This window comes from Pseudorhodoferax sp. Leaf267 (genome assembly GCF_001422405.1).
Lineage (GTDB): Bacteria > Pseudomonadota > Gammaproteobacteria > Burkholderiales > Burkholderiaceae_C > Pseudorhodoferax.
The window spans coordinates 336,431-358,334 of sequence record NZ_LMMV01000022.1 but is presented as its reverse complement, the minus strand read 5'-3'; the positions used below and the strand labels follow the sequence as shown (position 1 = coordinate 358,334).

General features: G+C 67.7%; 20 protein-coding genes. 4 read left to right on the top strand and 16 right to left on the bottom strand.

Going from position 1 to position 21,904, the window contains the following annotated elements; all coding sequences use genetic code 11:
* Positions 1–295: 295 nt before the first annotated feature.
* The 8 genes from fabF to ASF43_RS21465 form a co-directional block, all read right to left on the bottom strand.
* Positions 296–1,540, bottom strand: coding sequence for a beta-ketoacyl-ACP synthase II (fabF, locus tag ASF43_RS21500; RefSeq protein ID WP_056185399.1), 1,245 nt, complete (start codon positions 1,538–1,540; stop codon positions 296–298).
* Between the two features lie 19 nt (positions 1,541–1,559).
* Complete coding sequence (gene acpP / locus ASF43_RS21495; RefSeq protein WP_056185396.1) at positions 1,560–1,799, bottom strand: acyl carrier protein; 240 nt, start codon at positions 1,797–1,799, stop codon at positions 1,560–1,562.
* 104 nt (positions 1,800–1,903) lie between these two features.
* On the bottom strand, positions 1,904–2,647 hold the full coding sequence (gene fabG, locus ASF43_RS21490; RefSeq protein WP_056185395.1) for a 3-oxoacyl-ACP reductase FabG: 744 nt from the start codon (positions 2,645–2,647) through the stop codon (positions 1,904–1,906).
* Positions 2,644–3,606: an ACP S-malonyltransferase gene (fabD, locus tag ASF43_RS21485; protein ID WP_056185391.1), complete on the bottom strand. Its 963-nt coding sequence runs from the start codon at positions 3,604–3,606 to the stop codon at positions 2,644–2,646. The genes fabG and fabD overlap by 4 nt, the downstream gene beginning before the upstream one ends.
* Positions 3,607–3,646: 40 nt before the next feature.
* Entirely contained in the window at positions 3,647–4,624 is a 978-nt protein-coding gene (locus ASF43_RS21480; protein ID WP_056185387.1) for a beta-ketoacyl-ACP synthase III, read from the bottom strand.
* A 9-nt stretch (positions 4,625–4,633) separates the two neighbouring features.
* Positions 4,634–5,686: a phosphate acyltransferase PlsX gene (gene plsX / locus ASF43_RS21475; protein WP_056185384.1), complete on the bottom strand. Its 1,053-nt coding sequence runs from the start codon at positions 5,684–5,686 to the stop codon at positions 4,634–4,636.
* 112 nt (positions 5,687–5,798) lie between these two features.
* The gene (rpmF, locus tag ASF43_RS21470) at positions 5,799–5,981 is read right to left on the bottom strand and encodes a 50S ribosomal protein L32 (protein ID WP_005794249.1); all 183 of its coding nucleotides are present in this window, start codon (positions 5,979–5,981) and stop codon (positions 5,799–5,801) included.
* A gap of 143 nt (positions 5,982–6,124) precedes the next feature.
* The gene (locus tag ASF43_RS21465) at positions 6,125–6,679 is read right to left on the bottom strand and encodes a DUF177 domain-containing protein (protein ID WP_056185382.1); all 555 of its coding nucleotides are present in this window, start codon (positions 6,677–6,679) and stop codon (positions 6,125–6,127) included.
* A gap of 26 nt (positions 6,680–6,705) precedes the next feature.
* Between ASF43_RS21465 and ASF43_RS21460 the strand changes: the two genes are divergently transcribed.
* The gene (locus ASF43_RS21460; RefSeq protein ID WP_056185380.1) at positions 6,706–7,326 is read left to right on the top strand and encodes a Maf family nucleotide pyrophosphatase; all 621 of its coding nucleotides are present in this window, start codon (positions 6,706–6,708) and stop codon (positions 7,324–7,326) included.
* Positions 7,323–8,078 (top strand): SAM-dependent methyltransferase, encoded by a 756-nt coding sequence (locus ASF43_RS21455; RefSeq protein ID WP_056185377.1) that lies wholly within the window; start codon positions 7,323–7,325, stop codon positions 8,076–8,078. The genes ASF43_RS21460 and ASF43_RS21455 overlap by 4 nt, the downstream gene beginning before the upstream one ends.
* On the opposite strand, the gene ASF43_RS21450 is transcribed toward ASF43_RS21455, so the two are convergent.
* From ASF43_RS21450 to ASF43_RS21435, 4 genes are read right to left on the bottom strand one after another with little or no spacing between them, the layout of a single operon-like run.
* Positions 8,079–9,050 carry a S49 family peptidase gene (locus tag ASF43_RS21450; RefSeq protein ID WP_056185373.1) on the bottom strand — a complete coding sequence of 324 codons (972 nt, stop codon included), beginning with the start codon at positions 9,048–9,050 and terminating at the stop codon, positions 8,079–8,081. It abuts the gene before it with no gap.
* A 30-nt stretch (positions 9,051–9,080) separates the two neighbouring features.
* Positions 9,081–9,443: a Rieske 2Fe-2S domain-containing protein gene (locus ASF43_RS21445; RefSeq protein ID WP_056185369.1), complete on the bottom strand. Its 363-nt coding sequence runs from the start codon at positions 9,441–9,443 to the stop codon at positions 9,081–9,083.
* Between the two features lie 19 nt (positions 9,444–9,462).
* Complete coding sequence (locus ASF43_RS21440; protein ID WP_056185366.1) at positions 9,463–10,119, bottom strand: HAD family hydrolase; 657 nt, start codon at positions 10,117–10,119, stop codon at positions 9,463–9,465.
* 31 nt (positions 10,120–10,150) lie between these two features.
* Entirely contained in the window at positions 10,151–11,146 is a 996-nt protein-coding gene (locus tag ASF43_RS21435) for an RluA family pseudouridine synthase (protein WP_056185364.1), read from the bottom strand.
* A 545-nt stretch (positions 11,147–11,691) separates the two neighbouring features.
* On the opposite strand from ASF43_RS21435, the gene ASF43_RS21430 reads away from it, so the two are divergent.
* Positions 11,692–14,769, top strand: a complete 3,078-nt coding sequence (locus tag ASF43_RS21430) for an Rne/Rng family ribonuclease (protein ID WP_056185361.1) — start codon at positions 11,692–11,694, stop codon at positions 14,767–14,769.
* An 87-nt stretch (positions 14,770–14,856) separates the two neighbouring features.
* Here the strand turns inward: ASF43_RS21430 and ASF43_RS21425 are convergent, their stop codons facing one another.
* The 4 genes from ASF43_RS21425 to hemC are packed head-to-tail and all read right to left on the bottom strand — an operon-like array spanning position 14,857 to position 18,974.
* A complete protein-coding gene (locus tag ASF43_RS21425) occupies positions 14,857–16,137 on the bottom strand; it encodes a heme biosynthesis protein HemY (protein ID WP_056185358.1) in 1,281 nt (426 codons plus the stop codon).
* Positions 16,138–16,144: 7 nt separating this feature from the next.
* The gene (locus ASF43_RS21420; protein ID WP_056185355.1) at positions 16,145–17,185 is read right to left on the bottom strand and encodes a uroporphyrinogen-III C-methyltransferase; all 1,041 of its coding nucleotides are present in this window, start codon (positions 17,183–17,185) and stop codon (positions 16,145–16,147) included.
* Entirely contained in the window at positions 17,182–17,952 is a 771-nt protein-coding gene (locus ASF43_RS21415) for a uroporphyrinogen-III synthase (protein WP_056185353.1), read from the bottom strand. The genes ASF43_RS21420 and ASF43_RS21415 overlap by 4 nt, the downstream gene beginning before the upstream one ends.
* 11 nt (positions 17,953–17,963) lie before the next feature.
* Complete coding sequence (gene hemC, locus ASF43_RS21410; RefSeq protein ID WP_082498052.1) at positions 17,964–18,974, bottom strand: hydroxymethylbilane synthase; 1,011 nt, start codon at positions 18,972–18,974, stop codon at positions 17,964–17,966.
* Here hemC and ppc point away from each other — a divergent pair.
* The gene (gene ppc / locus ASF43_RS21405; RefSeq protein ID WP_056185347.1) at positions 18,973–21,897 is read left to right on the top strand and encodes a phosphoenolpyruvate carboxylase; all 2,925 of its coding nucleotides are present in this window, start codon (positions 18,973–18,975) and stop codon (positions 21,895–21,897) included. The genes hemC and ppc overlap by 2 nt on opposite strands.
* Positions 21,898–21,904: the final 7 nt, after the last annotated feature.

The window sequence follows — 21,904 nt, the reverse complement described above, 5'->3', positions numbered from 1 at the left end:
GGCGACCTCTTCGTCATCGGCCGATTGCCACCACCATGTTTGGCCGTCCCAACGCAACCAGCCGACTGGCGATCGCTGCCATTGCACCCAGGCGATCGCGCCGCCGCATGCAAGACATCCCCACGCCGCATGCAACTGCCAAACGAGCGCGCCGCCTCTCCACCCCCACCAGCCGCAGACCAGCGCGCCCGCAGCCCACACCCCGAGCAGGCATACACCGGCGCGTGCTGACCGTGCCACCGGATAGCGGACCGCCGGAGCACTGTGCATGCACGGGGACGCAGGAAATCGGAGATCAGATGCGCTTGAAGACCAACGAGCCGTTGGTGCCACCAAAGCCGAAGTTGTTCTTCAGCGCGACATCGATGCGCACATCGCGCGCCGTATTGGCGGTGTAGTCCAGGTCGCATTCAGGGTCGGGCTCCACCAGGTTGATGGTGGGCGGCACCTTTTGGTGGTGCAAGGCCAGAACGGTGAACACGCTTTCGATGCCGCCAGCCCCACCCAGCAGGTGCCCGGTCATGGACTTCGTGGAGTTGATCGCAATCTTGCCGGCATGCTCACCGAAGACCGCTTTGACGGCATTGGTCTCATTGACGTCGCCCAGAGGAGTCGACGTGCCATGCGCGTTGAGATGCTGCACTTCGTCGGCGTTGACGCCGGCATTTTGCAACGCCATCTGCATGGAGCGCCGCGGGCCGTCCACGTTCGGTGCCGTCATGTGGAAAGCATCGCCGCTCATGCCAAAGCCCAGCAGCTCGGCATAGATCCGCGCACCGCGTGCCTTGGCGTGCTCGTATTCCTCAAGCACCACCACGCCCGCGCCCTCGCCCAGCACGAAGCCGTCGCGCCCCTTGTCCCAGGGACGCGAGGCGGCCTTGGGGTCGTCGTTGCGCGTACTCAGCGCACGGGCAGACGCGAAGCCCGCAATGCCCAGCGGCGACACGGTCGACTCCGCACCACCAGCGACCATCACGTCGCAGTCGCCGTACTCGATCATGCGTGCAGACAGGCCGATCGCGTGCAGGCCTGTCGTGCACGCCGTGACCACGGCAACGTTGGGGCCCTTGAACCCGAATTTGATGGACACGTGGCCCGAGATCATGTTGATGATCGAGGCCGGCACGAAGAACGGCGAGACACGGCGCGGGCCACGGTTCACCAGCTCGGCGTGGGTCTGCTCGATCATGGGCAGCCCGCCGATGCCCGAGCCGATGTTGCAGCCGATCCGGGTCGCTTCTTCGTCGCCCAGCGCGTCGCCGGTCTTCAGGCCGGCATCGGCCACCGCCTGGCACGCTGCGGCGATGCCCAGGTGCATGAAGCGGTCCATGTGACGCGCTTCCTTCTCGACGATGTACTGGGTGATATCGAAACCCTTGACCTCGCCGGCGAATTTGCAGGCCAGCCCGCTCGCGTCGAAGCTCTGGACCAGGTCGATGCCGGACTGGCCGGCCAACAAGGCCTGCCAGGACGACTCCACCGATGTTCCAACCGGACTGACACAGCCCAGACCCGTGATGACCACACGACGACGCGACATAAGCGGGAGTCCTATGGCTTCAAGCCTTTTGGTGGTTGTTCGCGTAATCGATGGCGTTCTGCACCGTCGTGATTTTCTCGGCGTCCTCGTCCGGGATCTCGATGCCGAACTCGTCCTCCAGGGCCATGACCAGCTCGACCGTGTCGAGAGAGTCGGCACCCAGATCGGCAACGAACGACTTCTCGCTCGTGACCTGAGACTCCTCCACACCCAACTGCTCGGCAATGATTTTCTTGACGCGTGCTTCGATATCGCTCATGGTTCCCTCTTGGGGTTGTAAAGAATCGGTGATTTTAGCTGGGCTGACCTCGCTGGAATCTCCCCTGCGGCGCAGGGAAAACCGCCAGCGCGGCCGAGGCCTCGCTACATGTACATGCCACCATTGACATGCAGTTCCTGCCCTGTCACGTATGACGCCTCGGGCGAGGCGAGATACGCGACGGCATGGGCCACGTCGGACGGTTTGCCCAACTGACCCAAAGGGATCTGCGCCAGCAGCGCCTTGTGCTGATCCGCAGACAGCTTGCCCGTCATGTCGGTCTCGATGAAACCGGGCGCGATGCAATTGACCGTGATGCCGCGCGACCCGAGCTCACGTGCCAGTGCGCGCGTCATGCCGGCCACGCCGGCCTTGGCGGCGGCGTAATTGGCCTGGCCCGGATTGCCGGAGGCACCGACCACGGACGTGATGTTGACGATGCGACCGTAGCGCTGCTTCATCATGACGCGCATGACCGCCCGACTCATGCGGAACACGGCCTTCAGGTTGGTGTCGAGCACGGCATCCCAGTCCTGGTCCTTCAGGCGCATGGCAAGCATGTCGCGCGTGATGCCGGCGTTGTTGACGAGCACCTGCAGGCCGCCATGCTGCTGCACGATGGCGTCCACCAACGCATCGCCGGCGCCGGCGTCGTTCACATTCAACACCCGGCCTTCGCCTGCATGGCCCGCCAGGGCCTGCCCGATCTTGGCTGCGCCCTCTTCACTGGTTGCAGTGCCGATGACCTTGAAGCCGCGCGCCGCCAGCTCCAGTGCAATGGCTGCGCCGATGCCGCGCGATGCGCCGGTGACCAGTGCGACCTGGCCTTGCGATGGGTCCTTGCTCATGCCGGTGTTGTCTCCAGTTGGTTCTTGGTCTGCGCCAGCGAGGCCGGGTCGTACACGGCCCCCGAGGTCAGTTCAGCGTCGATGCGCTTGACCAGGCCAGCCAGTACCTTGCCGGGGCCGCATTCCACCACCGTGTCCACGCCGCGAGCCTTGATGGCGCGCACGCACTCGACCCAGCGGACCGGGCCGAAGGCCTGGCGGTACAGCGCGTCGCGAATGTCGTCGGCGCTGTCGCGAACGGCCACATCGATGTTGTTGAGAACGGGAATGCGCGGTGCAGCCAAGTCCAGCGCCGCCAGGCGTTCGCGCAGGCGATCCGCCGCAGGACGCATGAGGCTGGAATGAAACGGTGCCGACACCGGCAACGGCAGGGCGCGCTTGGCACCCTTGGCCTTCAGCAGCTCGCAAGCCTTTTCGACGGCCACCTTGCTGCCCGCGATAACGGTTTGCGCTGGATCGTTGAAATTCACGGCCTCGACGACTTCGTTCGGCGCGCCGGCCATGCCAGCCATGACCTCCGAGCAACCCGCGGTGACCTGGGCGCTGTCCATGCCCAGGATCGCGGCCATGGCGCCCACGCCCACAGGCACAGCGTCCTGCATGGCCTGCGCGCGAAAGCGCACCAGCGGCGCGGCCTGCGCCAGCGTCAGCACGCCGGACGCGACGAGCGCGGCATATTCGCCCAGCGAATGACCGGCCACTACGGCAGGCGTCAGCCCGGTCTCGGCTATCCAGGCGCGGTACGCCGCCACACCGGCGACCAGCATCACGGGCTGGGTGTTGGTCGTCAAGGCCAATGCTTCCTTGGGGCCGCTATGGATCAGGCTGCCCAGGTCTTCGCCCAAGGCGTCCGAGGCCTCGACCAGCGTCTGCGCCACGACTGGATGGTCGCCCCAGGCGTCCAGCATGCCAACGGCTTGCGAACCCTGGCCAGGAAAAACGAATGCAAATGGTGTCATGGATTGGATGGCGGACGAGGCTGTGGCCTCGCATGCCGCCTCAAAGGTTCAACAGGACCGCGCCCCAGGTGAAGCCACCGCCGACACCCTCGAGCATCAACAACTGGTCCTTCTTGATCTTGCCGCTGCGCACGCCGCTGTCGAGCGCCAGAGGGATGGAAGCAGCCGAGGTGTTGCCATGCTGGTCCACCGTGACCAGCAGCCTGTCCAGCGGCAGCTTGAGCCGCTTTGCTGTGCTCTGCATGATGCGGATGTTGGCCTGGTGCGGGATCAGCCAGTCGATCTGGTCATGCGTCTTGCCGGCCTTTTCCAGCGTGGCACGGGCCGCATCTTCGAGCACGCCGACGGCCAGCTTGAACACGGCTTGGCCGTCCATCTTGAGCAACGGGTCACCCAGCACCTTGCCGCCGGACACATGGCCGGGAACGCACAAGATGCCGACATGCTTGCCATCGGCATGCAGGTCGCTGGCCAGGATGCCAGGCGTCCCGGACGCTTCCAGCACCACGGCACCGGCGCCATCTCCGAACAGCACGCAGGTCGTGCGGTCCGAAAAGTCCAAAATGCGCGAGAACACTTCGGCGCCAACCACCAGTGCGCGCGTCGCAGCACCGGACTTGATCATCGCGTCCGCGACCGTCAGCGCGTAGACAAAGCCGCTGCACACGGCCTGGATGTCGAACGCCGCGCAACCGGCCATGCCCAGCTTGTTCTGCAGGATGCACGCGGAAGAGGGAAACACCATGTCCGGCGTGGACGTGGCCATGATGATCAGATCGATCTGCTCCGGCGTCACGCCGGCAGCCTCCATGGCGGCCTGGGCCGCAGGCACGGCCAGGTCGCTGCTGGTCACATCTGCCGCGGCGAAATGGCGCGCGCGGATGCCGGTGCGTTCGACGATCCAATCGTCGGAGGTCTCGACGCCCTGTGTCGCCAGCTCTGCGGCCAGTTCAGCGTTGCTCAGGCGACGCGGCGGCAGATAGCTGCCGGTTCCCGTGATGCGTGAATAGGTGGGCATGGATGCTTGTCAGTGAACTGCCGTTTCCGTAGGGACCGCGGCACTGGCCTCCACGGCTGCCGGCAGCGGAGCCACCCGGGCGATGCGCGCCTGCACACGGTCGAGCAGCTTGTTGCGCGCCGCATCATACCCGCGGTTCAAGGCCTGCTCGAAGGCGAAGGCATCGGCAGAACCATGGCTCTTGAACACCAGTCCACGCAAGCCCAGCAAGGCGGCGCCGTTGTAACGGCGGTGGTCCATACGGTGCTTCAGCGCGCGCAGCACGGGGTAGGCCAGGGCGGCAGCGGCCTTCGTGAACACGCTGCGCGAAAACTCGGCCTTTAGAAAGCCGCCGATCATGGTCGCAACGCCTTCACTGCTCTTGAGCAGCACGTTGCCAACGAACCCATCGCACACCACGATGTCGGTCGTGCCCTTGTAGATATCGTTGCCTTCGACGTTGCCGTGGAAGTTCAGGTTGCCGGCGCTGGCAGCCGCCTGCAGCAGCTCGCCGGCCCGCTTGATGACTTCGCTGCCCTTGATGGCCTCCTCGCCGATGTTGAGCAGGCCGACCGACGGCTCTTCTTCATTCTTGAGCACAGAGACCAGCGCAGAGCCCATCACCGCAAATTGCAGCAGGTGTTCTGCCGTGCAGTCGACGTTGGCGCCCAGATCCAGCACGGTCGTCGCCCCACCCCGGGCGTTCGGCAACTGGGTGGCGATGGCGGGGCGGTCGATCCCTGGCACGGTCTTGAGCAGGTAGCGCGCGATCGCCATCAGTGCGCCGGTATTGCCGGCGGATACCGTCACGTCGGCATGGCCGTCCTTGACCTGTAGTAAGGCCACACGCATCGAAGAGTCGCGCTTCTTGCGCAGCGCCACCTCCACGGAATCGTCCATTCCGACCACTTCGCTGGCCGCGACCACGCGGGCGCGCGGATGCGAGAAGGACGCGAGCGAGTCGGGCAGGCCTACCAGCAGCAGCTGTGCATCGGCATGGGCGGCCAGGAAAGCTGAGCAGGCAGGGAGTGTGACGCGGGGACCATGGTCACCCCCCATGCAGTCGACGGCTACCGTGATCATGGGTGCAACTGTACGTCCGCAGCACCGGTGGGCGGGGACAAGCCGACACCAGCACCAAAAGAAAAGCCCGTCGCTACTGCAAGCGTAGCCACGGGCCCGGTGGACGAAGCGGTCAGGCTTCGGACTTGTTCTTCAGGACCTGACGGCCACGGTAGAAGCCGTTGGGGCTGATGTGGTGACGCAGGTGGGTTTCACCCGTTGTCGGCTCCACGGCGATGCCGGGAACGTTCAACGCGTTGTGCGAACGGTGCATGCCACGCTTGGACGGGGACTTTTTGTTCTGCTGGACTGCCATGCTTGGCTCCTAGACGAATGAGGGGTTGCGAGGATCACGCCAAACCACTGGCAAGACCTGGCCGGACGAACCACCTGCAACAAAAGTCTACGGTGTCCACGGCGCGCGAAGCCCGCGATTATAGCCCAGCGGGCCGGAGCAAACTAGTGCTCGTCCTTTCCGGGCTTCAGTTTCATGCCGGCCAGCACGCCGAAGGGGTTTGGCTTGGCCTCTTTTGCCTCCTCGAAATCGGGGTCGGCATGCTCCAGGGCGACCGTGGTCGGGCATACCGCGTGGCGTGGCACCAAGGGCAGCTCCATCAACAACTCGTCCTCGACCAGGCTTGGTAGGTCGAAAGCCGGATCCAGCACCAGCACATCTTCCTCGGCCTCCTCGTCCTCCCGCTCGGCTGTGGCCTCATCGGCCACGAAACGGAACCAGCGGTCCACCGACAACGGCAACGCGACCGGCTCCAGGCAGCGCTGGCAGGTGACGGGCAACTGCGTCTCGGCCGTCAGGTGCAGCCAGGCCTGCGCCACACCGCCGCCTTCGCGCTGCTCGCCCACCGCACGCCAGCGCACGGGCGTGTCAGGCGCGCGGCCTTCCGCTTCTTGCGACAAACGCGGAAAGTCCGCGAGAAGCCCCTCCTGTTCGCGCACGCCGCCCGACTGGGCGAAGGCCTTGACGTCCAGACCACGTGACTGCTTGTCCGATTTCATGCGCGGCAGTGTAAGAGAATCGCCGCATGCTCCACCCCGCCGCGACTGCGCCACGGCCTCCCCTGATCCTCGGCTCCACCTCCCGTTACCGCCGCGAACTGCTGTCACGGCTGCGCCTGCCCTTCGAGGTCGTCGCCCCCGAGGTCGACGAAACGCCGCAGCCTGGCGAGAAGCCGGCCCATCTGGCCTGCCGGCTCGCCCTGGCCAAGGCCAGGGCCGTCGCGGCACTGCAACCCGATGCCATCGTCATCGGCTCCGACCAAGTGGCGGACTTGAACGGCCGCCCGCTGGGCAAGCCCGGAACGCACGCAAGGGCCACCGCGCAGCTGCGCGAGATGCGCGGCCAGACCGTGCTGTTCCAGACCGCGCTGAGCGTGGTCCATGCCGCTGCCGCCTTCGAGGAGACCGCGCTCGTCACGGTCCAGGTGCGCTTTCGCATGCTCGACGATGCCGAGATCGAGGCCTACCTGCTGGCCGAGCAGCCCTACGACTGCGCCGGCAGCGCGAAGAGCGAGGGCCTGGGCATCGTCTTGCTCACATCCATCACGAGCGACGACCCGACGGCCTTGATCGGCCTGCCGCTGATCGAGACCTGCAGGCTGCTGCGTGCGGCGGGCCTGCCGCTGCTGACGCCGGCCGTCCCATGAAGGGTCGTCTGTTCTTGGTCCCCGCGCCGCTGGATTTCGGCTGCGACACGCAGGCCCCTTTGCAGGACGCCATCCCGCTGGGCACGCTGCAGGCGGCGGCCAGGCTCACGCACTGGATCTGCGAAAACGCAAAAACGACGCGCGCGTATCTCAAGCGCATCGACGCCGTCGTACCACTGGCCTGCGCCGTGCAGCAGCAGACGCTGACTGAATTGCCGCGCGAAGTCCACAAGAAGGGTGACCATGGGCCCGGCTTCGACGCCTCGCCGCTGCTGGCGGCGGCCCTTCAAGGCCATGACATCGGGCTTGTCAGCGAAGCCGGCATGCCGGCCATCGCCGACCCCGGCAGCTCGGTCGTGCGCGCCGCCCATGCGCTGGAACTGCAGGTCGTGCCGCTGGTCGGCCCCAGCGCGCTGTTGCTGGCCCTGGCCGCCAGTGGCCTCAATGGCCAGAACTTCGCCTTCGTCGGTTATTTGCCACAGGAAGCCGATGCGCGTGCGCAGCGCATCCGCACGCTGGAATCCCTGGCCCTCAAGACCGGCCAGACGCAGTTGTTCATCGAAACGCCGTACCGCAGCGAGGTACTGCGCCGCGCCCTGGTGCACACCCTGCAGCACAACACCCGGCTGGGCATTGCGAGCGGATTGACACTTGCAGATGCCAGGATCGCCAGCCGCACCGTCAAGGCCTGGCGCGCGCACGAGGCGGCGGCGCTGCCGGACGTACCGGCGGTGTTCGCGATCGGCCGCTGATCAGCGCAGCATCGGCACGGACTTCAGGGCGCGCACCGCGCCCTCGCCGAACGCAGCGCCGAAGCGCTTGGCCAGACGCTCGGCCACATTTTCGCGGTGCGTGTAGTCGACGATCTCTTCGGCCTTGACGACCTCGCGCGCCACATAGTCCAGATTGCCGAAATGGTCCGCCAGCCCCTGGTTGACGGCTTGTTCGCCGCTCCAGAACAAGCCGGTGAAGGTTTCGGGCGTCTCCTTCAGCCGCTCGCCGCGTCCTTTCTTGACGACGGCGATGAACTGCTGGTGGATGGTGTCCAGCATGGTCTGCGCCAGCGCACGCTGGGCGTCGCTCTGCGGACTGAAGGGGTCCAGGAAGCCCTTGTTCTCCCCGGCGGTCAGCAGCCGACGCTCCACGCCCACCTTGTCCATCAGGCCGGTGAAGCCGAAACCGTCCATCAGCACGCCGATGCTGCCCACGATGCTGGCCTTGTCCACGAAGATCTGGTCCGCACCGACGGCGATGTAGTAGGCGGCAGAGGCACAGGCTTCTTCCACGACCGCATAGACGGGCTTGTTGTGCTTGGCCTTGAGCCGCAGGATCTCGTCGTTGATGATGCCGGCCTGCACGGGGCTGCCGCCCGGCGAATTGATCAGCAACACGACGGCCTGGGCGCCCGTGTCCTCGAACGCGCTGCGCATGGCCGCCACGATGGATTCGGCGCTGGCATCGGCCCCGGAGGCGATCTCCCCCTTGATCTCTACCACCGCCGTGTGCTCGGTCGACTTGTCGGTAGTCGGCGCCGCACGCAACAGCAGGATCCAGGCGATCACGATGAAGAACGCCAGCCACGAGAGTCGGGTGAACGTCTTCCAGCGCCGGGCCGCGCGCTGTTCCTTGAGCGACGCGAACGCCAGGCGCTCCAGCGTGGCACGCTCCCATTGAACGTCAGGGGAATTTCGGCCGGCATCACCGGGCAACTGCGGATCACTCATGGCGATGGCGGGCCGGCACGGGGTACGGCACTAGAAGATGACGGGCTGCAACTGAGGCCGAGTATGCCAGTGCACCACACCGTCGGATTCGGACAACGCGATCTTGACGAGACCGCCGCGGCAAGGCCCGCCACCACACGCGCCCGTATCGGGGCGGTAGGCTGCGCCATGTGTAGCGCAGAGCAGCCATTCGCCGCTGTCGTCGAAGAATCGGTTCGGCTGGTAATCCAGCTCCATGGCAACGTGCGTGCAGCGGTTCAAGTACGCATGAGCCTGGCCCCGGTAGCGCACCGCGAACGCGCGGCAGGTCTGGCCCTGGTACACCACGTCGAAGGGCACGGCCTCGCCGCCATCGGCCAGGTCCCTGGAATTGCACAGCGCGACGGCGTCCATGGCGAGCTGCCTGCAAGCTTCAGGCCGGCAGCAACCAGCTGTGCAGTTCGGCCACCGAGTGCGCGACGAACAGCGGGTTCAGGCTGGCGAATTCGCCGAAGGGATGGGCGCCGTAGCTGACGCCCACGCTGGCACAGCGCGCGTTCACGGCCATCTGCAGGTCGTGCGTGGTGTCGCCCACCATGAGCGTGCGTTCGGGCGCCACGCCGAATTCGTGCATCAGCTCGTGCAGCATGCGCGGGTGCGGCTTGCCGGCGGTCTCGTCGGCCGTGCGCGAGCCATCGAACAGCCCTTGCAACTCGACCGTGCGCAGCGCCTCGTCCAGACCGCGCCGCGATTTGCCAGTGGCTACCGTCAGCGTCACCTGCTGCTCCTTCAGCGCCCGCAGCATCGGCACAACGCCCTGGAACAGCACGATGTCGTGCTGGTGCGCCATGTAGTGGTGGCGGTACCGCGCGCCCAGCTCTGGATAGCGCTCCTGGGGCACGTCCGGCGCCGCATGGGCCAGGGCCTGCGTCAGCGCCATACCGATCACGAACGATGCCGCGGCGTCCGTGGGCACGGTGCCGCCCACGTCGCGCACGGCCGCCTGGATGCAGCGCGTGATGATGGCTGTGGAATCGAACAGCGTCCCGTCCCAATCGAACGCGATCAGGTCAAATTTTCTGGCTTGCATGCGCTGATTCTCGCCCGTTGGTGCGGGTGGCCTATCTCTGGCTCGCCAGAAAACCTGCCAGCTCCGACGGCAGGGCGGCCTCCAGTTGCACAGTCTCGCCGGTCGCTGGATGGACCAGTCGCAGGCGCCAGGCGTGCAGGAACATGCGCGCCAGGCCCTGCTTGGCCAGGCTCTTGTTCAGCGCGAAGTCGCCGTATTTGTCGTCGCCGGCGATGGGATGGCCCTCGCTGGCCAGGTGCACGCGGATCTGGTGTGTGCGTCCGGTCTTGATCGTCACCTCCAGCAGGCTGAAGTCCACCAGGGCCTGCGCCAGCTTGACCAGCGTAATGGAGCGCATGCCGTCCGGGTCGTCGCGCGCCGCCACGCGCACGCGGCGCTCGCCCTCGGTTCCGGGCTTGCCGGGCAGCAGGAACTTGACCAGTGGTTTGTCCAGCACCTTGTGGTTGGCCGGCCAGGCGCCCAGCGCCAATGCCAGATAGGTCTTGCCGGTCTCGCGCTCGCGGAACTGGTCCTGCAGGTGCTTGAGTGCGCTGCGCTTCTTGGCGATCAGCAGTACGCCCGAGGTCTCGCGGTCCAATCGATGCACCAATTCGAGGAACGGCGCACCGGGCCGCGCCATGCGCAGCTGCTCGATCACGCCAAAGTCAACACCGCTGCCGCCATGCACGGCCACGCCGGCCGGCTTGTCGATGGCCAGGAAGCTGTCGTCCTCGTGCAGCACGGGGAAGGTGCGCGCCGGTGCCGCCTGGGCCATGGCGGCCGATTTCTGCTCCACACGCTCGGACACGCGCACCGGCGGGAGCCGCACGCTGTCGCCTTCGGCCAGGCGGGTGCTGGCGTCGGCACGGCCCTTGTTCACGCGCACTTCACCGCTGCGGATGATGCGGTAGACATGGCTCTTGGGCACGCCCTTGAGCTCGCGCACGAGGAAGTTGTCCAGGCGCTGGCCATCGGCGTCCGGCCCGACCTGAACCAATTTGCTGGCGGGGGCCGGCTGCTGGTTCTTAGCACCTATAATATTTTTCACCAGCGTCTCAGCCTAAGTGCTTGATAAATCACGAGTTTAGAGCACAACCCCGCCGACGCTGCGAGGCGATGCCACTCCGAGGCGTTGGCTGTCGATCCTGTTCCGCACTGGGCAGGGTGGCGGCCACCGTCGACCGAGGCGGGCGACGCAATTGAAACCCTGATACGGAATACCCCAAGCCGGCCTGGCTGCGATGCGCTGCATTGCAGCCAGGCCGGCGGATCAAAGCAAGACATGGTGCACAGACTGCTGATGCGAACCTGCCTGCGCTGGCCTTTGCCAGCGTGGCCCGGCTCTGGCATACGCCGCGCGCCATGCCCGCAATCTTCGTCACCCCTCGCATCGGCGAATTGGCGGAGCCTTCTGCAAATTGCACCATCCACGCGCCCATGCCCCATCTGAAGAGCTAGGTGCTCGCAGGTGTCGGCTCTCCGGCAATTCCCTTCGTTTCAAGAGCGTTCGTTCAGGCATCAAAGGTTCCCCCGGAACCATGACGTTTTGAAGACATACGGGTCTCGCAAGAGCCCAATGAAGGACCGCTACCCATGAAACGGATGCTGATCAATGCCACGCAGGCCGAAGAGCGCCGCCTGGCCATCGTCGACGGGCAGAAGCTGCTCGACTACGAAATCGAGATCGAGGGACGCGAACAGCGCAAGGGCAACATCTACAAGGCCGTCGTGACGCGCGTCGAGCCCTCGCTCGAAGCTTGCTTCGTCGACTACGGCGAAGACCGCCACGGTTTCCTGCCGTTCAAGGAAATCTCCAAACAGTACTTCGCCGAGGGTGTCTCGGTCAGCCAGGCGCGCATCAACGACGTGATCCGCGAGGGCCAGGAGCTGTTGGTCCAGGTCGAGAAAGAAGAGCGTGGCAATAAGGGCGCGGCGCTGACGACCTTCGTGTCGCTGGCCGGCCGCTACGTGGTGCTGATGCCCAACAACCCGCGCGGCGGCGGCGTGTCGCGCCGCATCGAGGGCGATGACCGGGCCGAGCTCAAGGAGGCGATGGACCAGCTCGAATACCCCAAGGGCATGAGCATCATCGCGCGCACAGCCGGCATCGGCCGCAGCGCACCCGAGTTGCAGTGGGACCTGAACTACCTGCTCAAGCTGTGGAACGCCATCGACGGCGCTTCCAAGGGCGGCAAGGGCGCCTTCCTGATCTACCAGGAATCCAGCCTCGTCATCCGCGCGATCCGCGACTACTTCAACCATGACATCGGCGACATCCTGATCGACACCGACGACGTGTACGAGCAGGCCCAGCAGTTCATGGCCCACGTGATGCCCGAGCATGCGGCCCGCGTGAAGCGCTACCGCGACGACGCGCCGCTGTTCAGCCGCTTCCAGATCGAGCACCAGATCGAGTCGGCCTATGCCCGCACCGTGAACCTGCCCTCCGGCGGCGCCATCGTGATCGACCACACCGAGGCGCTGGTGTCGGTGGACGTGAACTCAGCCCGCTCCATCCGTGGCGGCGACATCGAGGAAACCGCGACCCGCACCAACCTGGAAGCCGCCGAAGAAGTGGCACGCCAGATGCGCCTGCGCGACCTGGGCGGCCTGATCGTGATCGACTTCATCGACATGGAAGAGAGCCGCAACCGCCGCGACGTGGAAAACCGGCTGCGCGACTCGCTGCGCCAGGACCGCGCGCGCGTGCAGTTTGGCACCATCAGCAAGTTCGGCCTCATGGAAATGAGCCGCCAGCGCCTGCGTCCGGCATTGTCGGAAGGTTCGTCCATCCCCTGCCCGCGCTGCGGCGGCTCCGGCCACATCCGCGACACCGAGAGCTCGGCGCTGCAGATTCTGCGCATCATTCAGGAAGAGGCCCAGAAGGACAACACGGCTTCGGTCATGTGCCAGGTGCCCGTCGAGGTGGCCTCGTTCCTGCTGAATGAAAAGCGCACCGAGATCGCCAAGATCGAGTTGAAGCAGCGCATCAACGTGCTGATGGTGCCCAACAAGACGCTGGAGACGCCGAACTACAAGCTCGAGCGCCTGAAGCACGATGATCCGCGCCTGGATCACATGGAGGCCAGCTACAAGATGGCTGACGAGATCGAGGATCCGACCTCCGTCACGCGCCGCTCGCAGGAGCCGACCAACAAGCAGACGCCCGTGATCAAGGGTGTGCTGCCGGACGCGCCCGCGCCCCAGCCCGTGGCCAAGCCCGTGCAGCCGCCGGTTGCGCCTGTGGCGCCGCCGGTGGCCGCCCCGGCCGTCGCACCGGAACTGCCCATGGAAAAGGGCTTCCTCGGTTTCATCAAGGGCTTGTTCGGTGCCAAGCCGGCACCCGCCCCGGTCGCGCAAGCGCCCGCGCCGGCCCCCGTGCCCACGCCGGCCGCCGCGCAGGACAAGCGCGAAGGCCGCCCGCCCCGCGGTGAGGGCCAGGCAGGCCGTGGCCGCGGTGGACGCGGCCGGCAAGGCGAAGGCCGTGAAGGCCGAGAGGGCCGGGAAGGTCGCGACAGCCGCGAGGGCCGCGAGCCCCGCGCACCGCGCGAAGGCCAGCCGCGTAACGACGAGCCGCGCGCCGATGGCCTGCAGGAGCAGACGCCGCGCAACGGCCGTGGTGGCCGCGGCGGCGAGCGCCAGGGCGGACGCCAGCGGCAGGACGGCGAGGCCCGTGCCATCGGCGACGATGGCATCGCAGCGGCCGGCGGCATCGCCGCAGAAGGTGCGGCCATGACCGAACGCCCACTGCGCGCGCCGCGGAGCGGCGGCGAACGTGGTGAACCGCGCGAGCGTGGCGAGGCCGGCGAGCGCCCAGAAGGCCGCGAAGGCCGCGAGCGTGGTGGCCGTGGCGGTCGTGGCCGCCGCGAAGAACGCCCGGTGAACGGCAACGAAGTCGCGGGTACCGAAGCCCAGGGCGAAGCCGACACGTTCGCGCCAGCCGAGCCGGCCGCACGTCCGGAACGGACGGATCGTCCTTCGTACTTCTCCGCAGTCCCGGTGCTGGGCGAGGAGCAGCCCGCCGAGCCCAGCGCTCCGGCCGGTGAGCCGGTCAACGGCGCAGCCGGCGAGGCCGCGGAAGGTGAAGAAGCCCCGCGCCGCGAGAAGCGCTCGCGTGACCGCTACGGCCGCGACCGCAAGGACCGCGCCCTGCGCCAGGCCGAGCCGCTCGCCGAGGAAGCAGTTGCAACGGCACACGCCGAGGCGCCTGCCGATGCTGCGCCTGCCGCACCGCAAGACCTGTCGGTGGCGCCCACGGCCGCAGAGCCTGTCGCAGCGCCAGCCACGCCGGTGCCTAGCGCCGCAGCGCCTGTGGCTCCGGCGCCCGCTGCACCGGCCGTTGCACCGGCACCGGCACCGGCATCTGCGCCTGCGCCTGTGGCCATGCCGGTGGCTGCTGCCTCGGCACCTTCGGCAGCTGCAGGCAGCCTGCCCAAGGTCGGCGCCTTCGCATTGCCGGTCTCCGAGCTGGAGCAGATCGCGCAAGGCTCGGGCCTGCAGTGGATTGCCACCGATGCGTCCAAGAGCGCAGCCGTCCAGGCAGCCATCGCTGCGGAGCCCAAGCCGGTCCATGTGCCGCGCGAGCGCCCGCCGGTGGTGGTCATCGCCGACGAGCCTCTGGTCCTCGTGGAAACGCGCCGCGACCTGAAGAGCATGCAGTTGCCGTTCTGACACAGGCCCTGCGCCAACAAGAAGACCGTCCCATGGGACGGTCTTTTTTTTGGGGGGCGCACAGGGCGCGCCGCCTGGTGTGCAGCGCTACAGCAAAGCAGCCTGGCGCAGCGCCTGCTGCGCCGCAGCGTCATCGCCGCGCTGCTCGGCAAGAGCACCCAGTGCCCTCCAGGCGCTGCGCCTGAGGGCCGGGTCCTGCAGTTGCACCAGCGCCTGGGACAGCAACTGCTGCGCCTTGCCCCACAGCTGGTGGCGCAGGCAGGCGATGCCGGCGAGGTACTGGAGCTCGGCGCTGCGTGGCTGCGCGCGCTGGGCGGCTTCGATGCGTTCCAGCCACGGCAGCTCGCTGCTGCCCTCTTCGGCGCCGAAGCCCTCTTGCAGTGCATGGATCAGCTTGACCAGGACCGTGCCCTGGGCAAGCGCCTGCGGCTCGCGCAGCAGCGCATCCCACACGGGCAGCAGCCATTGCCGCGACAGCGCCACATCGCCTTGCAACTGCACCAGCCGCTGGGCGGCACAGATCGCCACATCGGGCAGCAGACGCTCGGCCGGCTCCAGCTGCGACCAGGCGCGCTGCAGTTGCGAGGGATCGTGGGCAGCCTGGATCAGCTCCAGCGACAGGCCTTTCAGAATCAGCTGCGCCGCGTCGGGCGAGAACGCCCGGTGCTTGGCCAGCAGGCGTGCGGTTTCGAGGGCCGGGACGGTCTGCTGTGCCTGGCGCGTCGCTTTCAGGCGCGCCCGCAGGGCCAGCGTGCGGCGCGCGGCGCCCTGCGGCATGTCGTCCAGCCACTGCAAAGCGGCCTGGGGATCGCGGTCGGCCAGGGCCCACCGCGCGGCGCGCAATTGCACGCCCTCGCGCGTTTCCTGCGCCTCGCGCGCGGATGTGTCCTGCAGGGCCGCCTGCAGATGCGCATCGCGCGTGGCCTTGTCGCGCAGCGCCTGGGCGCTCTCGGCTGCGACCAGGTGCGCGATCGCGCGCAGCTTGGCGGCGTGCGGCACGCCGTGATGGCTCGCGGCCAGGGCTTCCTCTTGCTGCAACGCGGCTTCCGATGCCTTGCGCGCGCGCAGGAAGCGCCCAGCCAGCATGTGCGTCAACCCATCCAGCACGGCGGCGTGCATGGCGCGTTCACGCTGCTGCAGGCGCCAGCGTTGCGCCTGGCGCGGCATGGAAAACAGTGCCGACAGGCCACGCAGCGCCAGATGCAGCAGCACGAAACCGCCGAACAGCAACAGCAGGACCAGATTGAGCGAAACGTCGATGCGGTAGGGCGACCAGTACAGCGTGACCGTTCCCTGGTTGTTGCCAGCCAGGAGGGCGAGCGCCACGGCAACGCCGAACAGCGCCAGAAACCAAGCGAGAGCGCGCATGCCGGGCTTATCGGCCAGCGGCCGCCGTAGCCAGCGCGGACAGCGTCTCGTCGACGCGCGGCAATGCCACGGCCTTGAGCTGCGCCTGCACCTGAGACAAGGTGCCCGCCACCTGCTGCGTGCGCCGCGCTGCCGGGTCGAAGTAGCGGTGCAGAGAGAAGGCTGCAGCCGCCGCGTCCGAGCGCGCGGACTCGAACTGCCGCGCCAGCAGGCCCATGCGCACGTTCAGCAGCTTGAGCTTGAGGTTCTCGCGCAGGAAGTACGACTGCTCGGGTGCCAGCAATGCGGCTTCGGGTTGGTCGATACGAGACACGCGCAGCAGCTTGAAGGACTCGGCCCGAACGACCTCCAGCGCCCGCAGCCACCACTCGTCGGCCGGCGGCGCAGTCGGCGCGCGGCCGGAAGACGACACCACCGGCACCACGGCGTTGAGCAGCGGCAGGTCGTCGATCTGGCGCACCAGATCGTCCAGCTTGCCCAGGAGGCCCGGCGTGTCGGCGGTCTGCGCAGCGCCGATGCGCTCGATGTCGCGTGCGATGGCGCGGCGCACCGGCTCCAGGCGCGGATGGGCCGCGCGCTCGACGCGCTGGTCGGCCGTCTTCAGCGCTGCGAGCAGAGGCTCGACGCTGAGCGTCAGCTGGGCCTGCTGCTGCGCCAGCCGCAGCGAGGACTCGATGTCCACGACCAGCGTTTCATCGCGCGAACGCGACAGGCTCAGCATGAGGTCGTCGAGTTGGGTGCGCTGCAGCGTGGCTTCGGACAGACGCGCATCGGACACGGCTTGACGCGCCGCAGTCTCGCGAGCCAGGTCCTGCGCCTGGCGTGCGGCGGCGCGGGCTTCGACCGACTGCGCCTGCGCCTCGGCGCTCTGGCGTGCCAGGGTCTCGCGCATGCTGGCGACCTTCTGCCACAGCAGGCCAGTGGACACGAGGCTGACCACGACCAGAAGGCTGAGGAACAGCACCAACACGCGCGGTGCGGTCGGAGATGTCGCCCGGACCTGGGCAGCGGCGCCAGGCTGAGACTCGTGGGACGGCTCGGCATTCATGCGAAAGATTCTATCGAGGCAAGCATGTCGGCCAGACCCGGCCGCGAGACGGCGACACGCCCGAAGCCGAGGGTGGTCGCGGCCTCGGCGATGCGCGCGTGCGAGGCCAGCGCGCGGGCCGCGTGCCAATCCTGTCCCGGCAGCAGCAGCCCCAGGTTGCGCACGGCATCCGAACTGCTGAGCAGCCACAGCGCAGCGCCTTGGGCAGCCGCCCGCGCCTCGTCCCGCTGCGCATCGGTCCAGGCCGGCAGACCGCGCCGGTAGGCGGCCAGCGCTTCCACCTGGCTGCCGGCGGCCTGCAGGCGCTCGGCAAGCCAGGGCCGCCCGGCGATGCGGCCGGAAGCATCCGCGCCGCGCACGATCAACACGCGCGTGCCAGCCAAAGGGCCCGTGCCCACCCGTTGCCATAGCGCTTCGGAATCGAATTGCGCTGCGTCCTCGCCGGGCGCCTCCACCGCACAGGCCTGGACGCCGGCCTCCAGCAAGGCGCGCGTCGTGCCGGCGCCCGTGGACCAGGCGCGCAGCGCAGCGCCCCAGGGCGCGCCGGCAGGCCGTGCGGCGAAGAAGGCACGCACGGCGTTGGCGCTGACGAACATCAACACGTGGTACTGCGCCAGGCGGTGCCAGGCGGCCTGCAGTGGTGCGGGGTCGGTCGCCTCGATGGCCATCAAGGGCATGGCCACAGCCGCGTAGCCATGGGCCTCCAGTTGTTCCGTCCAGCGCAAGGCCTCCTGCGCAGGCCGCGTGACGAGCACGCGCATGGCCATGGCGCTGCGGCTCAGGCCGCGCCGCCGGCGCGCAACTGCGCGGCGACCTGCGTGCCCAGGGCCTCGGCGCCGCAAGCGTCCGCCACCTGGCCGGCAGTCTCTACCTGCACCAGCGGCGCCCAGGTCTCGGCATCACCCCAAGCGGCCTGCAGCCGCAGCGTATCGCCCAGCCAGCGCGCGTGCGCGGCCAGCGGCATGGAGCAACTGCCGCCCATGGCGCGGCTGACGGCCCGCTCTGCTGTCACGGCCAGCCAGCTGCCGGAATGGGCCAGCGGCGCCAGCAGCTCCAGCAGATCCTGCCGGCCAGCGCGCACCTCGATGCCAAGTGCACCCTGGCCCGCGGCGGGCAGCATGGCGTCGGGCTCGAAGACTTCGCGCACGCGCGCATGCAGGCCCAGGCGCTTCAGGCCCGCGGCGGCGAGCACGATGGCCGCGTAATGGCCTTCGTCCAGCTTGCGCAGGCGCGTGTCCAGGTTGCCGCGCAAAGGCTGGATGTCCAGGTCCGGACGCAAGGCCTTCAGCAGCACGCTGCGGCGCAGGCTGGAGGTGCCGACCACGGCGCCCTGCGGCAGGTCGGCAAGCCGGGCGAAGTGCGGCGAGACGAAAGCGTCGCGCGGATCCTCGCGTTCGAGCACGCAGGCCAGCACGAAGCCATCGGGCAGCTCCATGGGCACGTCCTTGAGCGAATGCACGGCAATGTCGGCACGGCCGTCTTCCAGCGCGTTCTCCAGTTCCTTCACGAACAGGCCCTTGCCGCCGACCTTGCTCAGCGTGCGGTCCAGGATCTGGTCCCCGCGCGTGGTCATGCCCAGCAACGAGACCTGCAGGCCGCGTTGCTCCAACAGGCTTTGGACATGTTCTGCCTGCCACAAAGCAAGGCGGCTTTCACGCGTGGCGATGACGATGGGCTTGGGGGAGGGAGCAGGCACGCAGGTAACCAGTTTGTTCTCGGGTGCGGGGGGCCGGATGCTAGCATGGGGTAAGACCTGATTGCGACGCTGCACCCCACTCCGAAGCCCCATGAAAACACAAGATTCGGCCGCTTCCACCCCTTCTTCAGCTGCAGAGTCCGCCCCGCCCGCTGCCACACGCAGCCGGTCCGCGGCACGCGACAACGAGCGGCCATTGGTCGAGGACATCCGGTTACTGGGCCGGCTGCTCGGCGACGTGATCCGCGAGCAGGAGGGCGACGCGGCATTCGACCTGGTCGAGCAGGTGCGCAAGCTGTCGGTCGCGTTCCGGCGCGATGCCGACCAGGAGGCGGACAAGGCGCTGAAGAAGCTGCTCAAGGGTTTGTCGGGCGACCAGACGGTCAGTGTGATCCGCGCCTTCACCTACTTCAGCCACCTGGCCAACCTGGCCGAGGACCGCCACCACATCCGCCGCCGCGCTGTGCACGAGCGTGCCGGCGAGACGCAGGAAGGCAGCGTGGACGTGGCGCTGTCGCGGCTGCGCTGGGCCGGCATCTCGCCCAAGGCCATCGCGATGACGCTGGCGCACAGCTACGTGTCGCCCGTGCTCACGGCCCACCCGACCGAGGTGCAGCGCAAGAGCATCCTGGACGCCGAGCGCGACATCGCGCAGCTGTTGACGGCGCGCGACGAGGTACGCATGCGCGCCCTGCTCGCGCCTTCGGGCCGCGATGCGCTCACGCCGCGCGAGCTGGCCGCCAACGAGGCGCAGCTGCGCGCCCGCGTCATGCAGCTGTGGCAGACGCGGCTGCTGCGCTTTTCCAAGCTCACGGTGGCCGACGAGATCGAGAACGCGCTGTCCTACTACGAGGCCACCTTCCTGCGGGAGATCCCCAAGCTCTACGCGCACCTGGAACGCGAGCTGGGCAACCAGAACGTCGCCAGCTTTTTGCGCATGGGCCAGTGGATCGGCGGCGACCGCGACGGCAACCCGAACGTCAGCGCGCAGACCATGGAGTACGCCCTGCGCCGCCAGGCCGAGATCGCGCTGCGCCACTACCTGACCGAAGTGCACCACCTGGGCGCCGAGCTCTCGCTGTCGGCGCGGCTGGTCGACATCCCGCCAGCCATGCATGCGCTGGCCGAGCGCTCGCCCGACACCAGCGAGCACCGCAAGGACGAACCCTACCGCCGCGCGCTGACCGGCATCTACGCCCGCCTGGCCGCCACCCTCAAGAAGCTGACAGGCGGCGACGCGGCGCGCCATGCCGTGGCGCCGCAGAACCCCTATTTCAAGGCCGAAGACTTTCTGGCCGACCTGCGCACGATCGAAGCCTCGCTCAAGTCGCACCACGGCGCGGCCTTCGCGGCGCAGCGGCTGCATCCCCTGATCCGCGCGGTCGATGTATTTGGCTTTCACCTGGCCACGCTGGACCTGCGCCAGAGCTCGGACAAGCACGAGGAAGTCATCGCCGAACTGCTGGCGACGGCCCGCGTCGAGCCGGGTTATGCCGCTCTGGACGAGAACGCCAAGCGCCAGTTGCTGCTGCGCCTGCTGAACGACGCGCGGCCGCTGCGCGTGCTGGGCGCGCAGTATTCCGAACTGGCACGCCATGAACTGGCGATCTTCGAGACCGCACGCAGCGTGCTGGACCGCTACGGACGCATGGCGATCCGCCACTACATCATCAGCCACACGGAGACCGTCAGCGACCTGCTGGAGGTGCTGCTGCTGCAAAAGGAAGTGGGGCTCATGTACGGCGTGTTGGAGGAGCCCAAGGGCAGCGGCCCCCGCACCGAGGGCGCGACCTGCGACCTGATCGTGGTGCCGCTGTTCGAGACCATCGAGGACCTGCGCAACGCCGCGCCCATCATGCGCGACTTTTACGCCCTGCCCGGCATCGCGCGACTCGTGCAGCGCTCAGGTGCCGAGCAGGACATCATGCTGGGCTACTCGGACAGCAACAAGGACGGCGGCATCTTCACGAGCAACTGGGAGCTGTACCGCGCCGAGATCGCGCTGGTGGAGCTGTTCGACCAGCTGTCCAACAGCCACGACATCACACTGCGCATGTTCCATGGCCGCGGCGGCACAGTGGGCCGCGGCGGCGGCCCGAGCTACCAGGCCATCCTGGCGCAGCCGCCCGGCACCGTGCGCGGCCAGATCCGGCTGACGGAACAGGGCGAGGTCATCGGCTCCAAGTACGCCAACCCCGAGATCGGCCGACGCAACCTGGAAACCCTGGTCGCCGCCACGCTGGAGGCCACCCTGCTGCAGCCGACCAAGCCGGCGACACCGGCCTTCCTGGAAGCCGCAGCCGCGTTGTCGACGGCCAGCATGCGCGCCTACCGCCAGCTGGTGTACGAGACCCCGGGCTTCACGAGCTACTTTTTCGATTCCACACCGATCCGCGAGATCGCCGAGCTCAACATCGGCTCGCGCCCGGCCTCCCGCAAAGCCAGCCAGAAAATCGAGGACCTGCGTGCGATCCCTTGGGGCTTCAGCTGGGGCCAGTGCCGGCTGACCTTGCCGGGCTGGTACGGCTTCGGCTCGGCGGTCGAGGCCTATCTGGCGGGTGAAGACCTGCCGGCCTCGGCACCGGGCCGCAAGGCTGCCGGTGCCAAGGACCGCCTGGCCCTGTTGCAGAAGATGTACCGCCAGTGGCCCTTCTTCCGCACGCTGCTGTCCAACATGGACATGGTGCTGGCCAAGAGCGACCTGGCCTTGGCGTCGCGCTATGCGGAGCTGGTGGGCGATGCGCGACTGCGCAAGAAGGTGTTTGGCGACATCGAGGCCGAGTGGCACCGCACGACCAAGGTGTTGACGCTGGTCAGCGGCGAGAAGCAGCGCCTGGCTGGCAATGCCGCACTGCAGCGCTCCATCCGCCACCGATTTCCCTACATCGACCCGCTGCACCACCTGCAGGTGGAACTGGTGCGGCGCTACCGGGCCGGCCAGGGCGACGAGCGCGTGCAGACCGGTATCCACATCTCGATCAACGGCATCGCCGCCGGCTTGCGGAATACAGGCTGAGGCCCTG

Excerpts from the sequence above, each read along its gene's own strand:
- plsX (WP_056185384.1), bottom strand. The coding sequence starts at position 5,686 with ATGATCACGGTAGCCGTCGACTGCATGGGGGGTGACCATGGTCCCCGC.
- ASF43_RS21455 (WP_056185377.1), top strand. The coding sequence starts at position 7,323 with ATGAAGGGTCGTCTGTTCTTGGTCCCCGCGCCGCTGGATTTCGGCTGC.
- rpmF (WP_005794249.1), bottom strand. The coding sequence starts at position 5,981 with ATGGCAGTCCAGCAGAACAAAAAGTCCCCGTCCAAGCGTGGCATGCAC.
- ASF43_RS21425 (WP_056185358.1), bottom strand. The coding sequence starts at position 16,137 with ATGCGCGCTCTCGCTTGGTTTCTGGCGCTGTTCGGCGTTGCCGTGGCG.
- fabF (WP_056185399.1), bottom strand. The coding sequence starts at position 1,540 with ATGTCGCGTCGTCGTGTGGTCATCACGGGTCTGGGCTGTGTCAGTCCG.
- ASF43_RS21440 (WP_056185366.1), bottom strand. The coding sequence starts at position 10,119 with ATGCAAGCCAGAAAATTTGACCTGATCGCGTTCGATTGGGACGGGACG.
- ASF43_RS21415 (WP_056185353.1), bottom strand. The coding sequence starts at position 17,952 with ATGGCCATGCGCGTGCTCGTCACGCGGCCTGCGCAGGAGGCCTTGCGC.
- ASF43_RS21465 (WP_056185382.1), bottom strand. The coding sequence starts at position 6,679 with ATGAAATCGGACAAGCAGTCACGTGGTCTGGACGTCAAGGCCTTCGCC.
- acpP (WP_056185396.1), bottom strand. The coding sequence starts at position 1,799 with ATGAGCGATATCGAAGCACGCGTCAAGAAAATCATTGCCGAGCAGTTG.
- ASF43_RS21420 (WP_056185355.1), bottom strand. The coding sequence starts at position 17,185 with ATGAATGCCGAGCCGTCCCACGAGTCTCAGCCTGGCGCCGCTGCCCAG.
- ppc (WP_056185347.1), top strand. The coding sequence starts at position 18,973 with ATGAAAACACAAGATTCGGCCGCTTCCACCCCTTCTTCAGCTGCAGAG.
- ASF43_RS21445 (WP_056185369.1), bottom strand. The coding sequence starts at position 9,443 with ATGGACGCCGTCGCGCTGTGCAATTCCAGGGACCTGGCCGATGGCGGC.
- ASF43_RS21460 (WP_056185380.1), top strand. The coding sequence starts at position 6,706 with ATGCTCCACCCCGCCGCGACTGCGCCACGGCCTCCCCTGATCCTCGGC.
- fabD (WP_056185391.1), bottom strand. The coding sequence starts at position 3,606 with ATGACACCATTTGCATTCGTTTTTCCTGGCCAGGGTTCGCAAGCCGTT.
- hemC (WP_082498052.1), bottom strand. The coding sequence starts at position 18,974 with ATGGGGCTTCGGAGTGGGGTGCAGCGTCGCAATCAGGTCTTACCCCAT.
- ASF43_RS21430 (WP_056185361.1), top strand. The coding sequence starts at position 11,692 with ATGAAACGGATGCTGATCAATGCCACGCAGGCCGAAGAGCGCCGCCTG.
- fabG (WP_056185395.1), bottom strand. The coding sequence starts at position 2,647 with ATGAGCAAGGACCCATCGCAAGGCCAGGTCGCACTGGTCACCGGCGCA.
- ASF43_RS21450 (WP_056185373.1), bottom strand. The coding sequence starts at position 9,050 with ATGAGTGATCCGCAGTTGCCCGGTGATGCCGGCCGAAATTCCCCTGAC.
- ASF43_RS21480 (WP_056185387.1), bottom strand. The coding sequence starts at position 4,624 with ATGCCCACCTATTCACGCATCACGGGAACCGGCAGCTATCTGCCGCCG.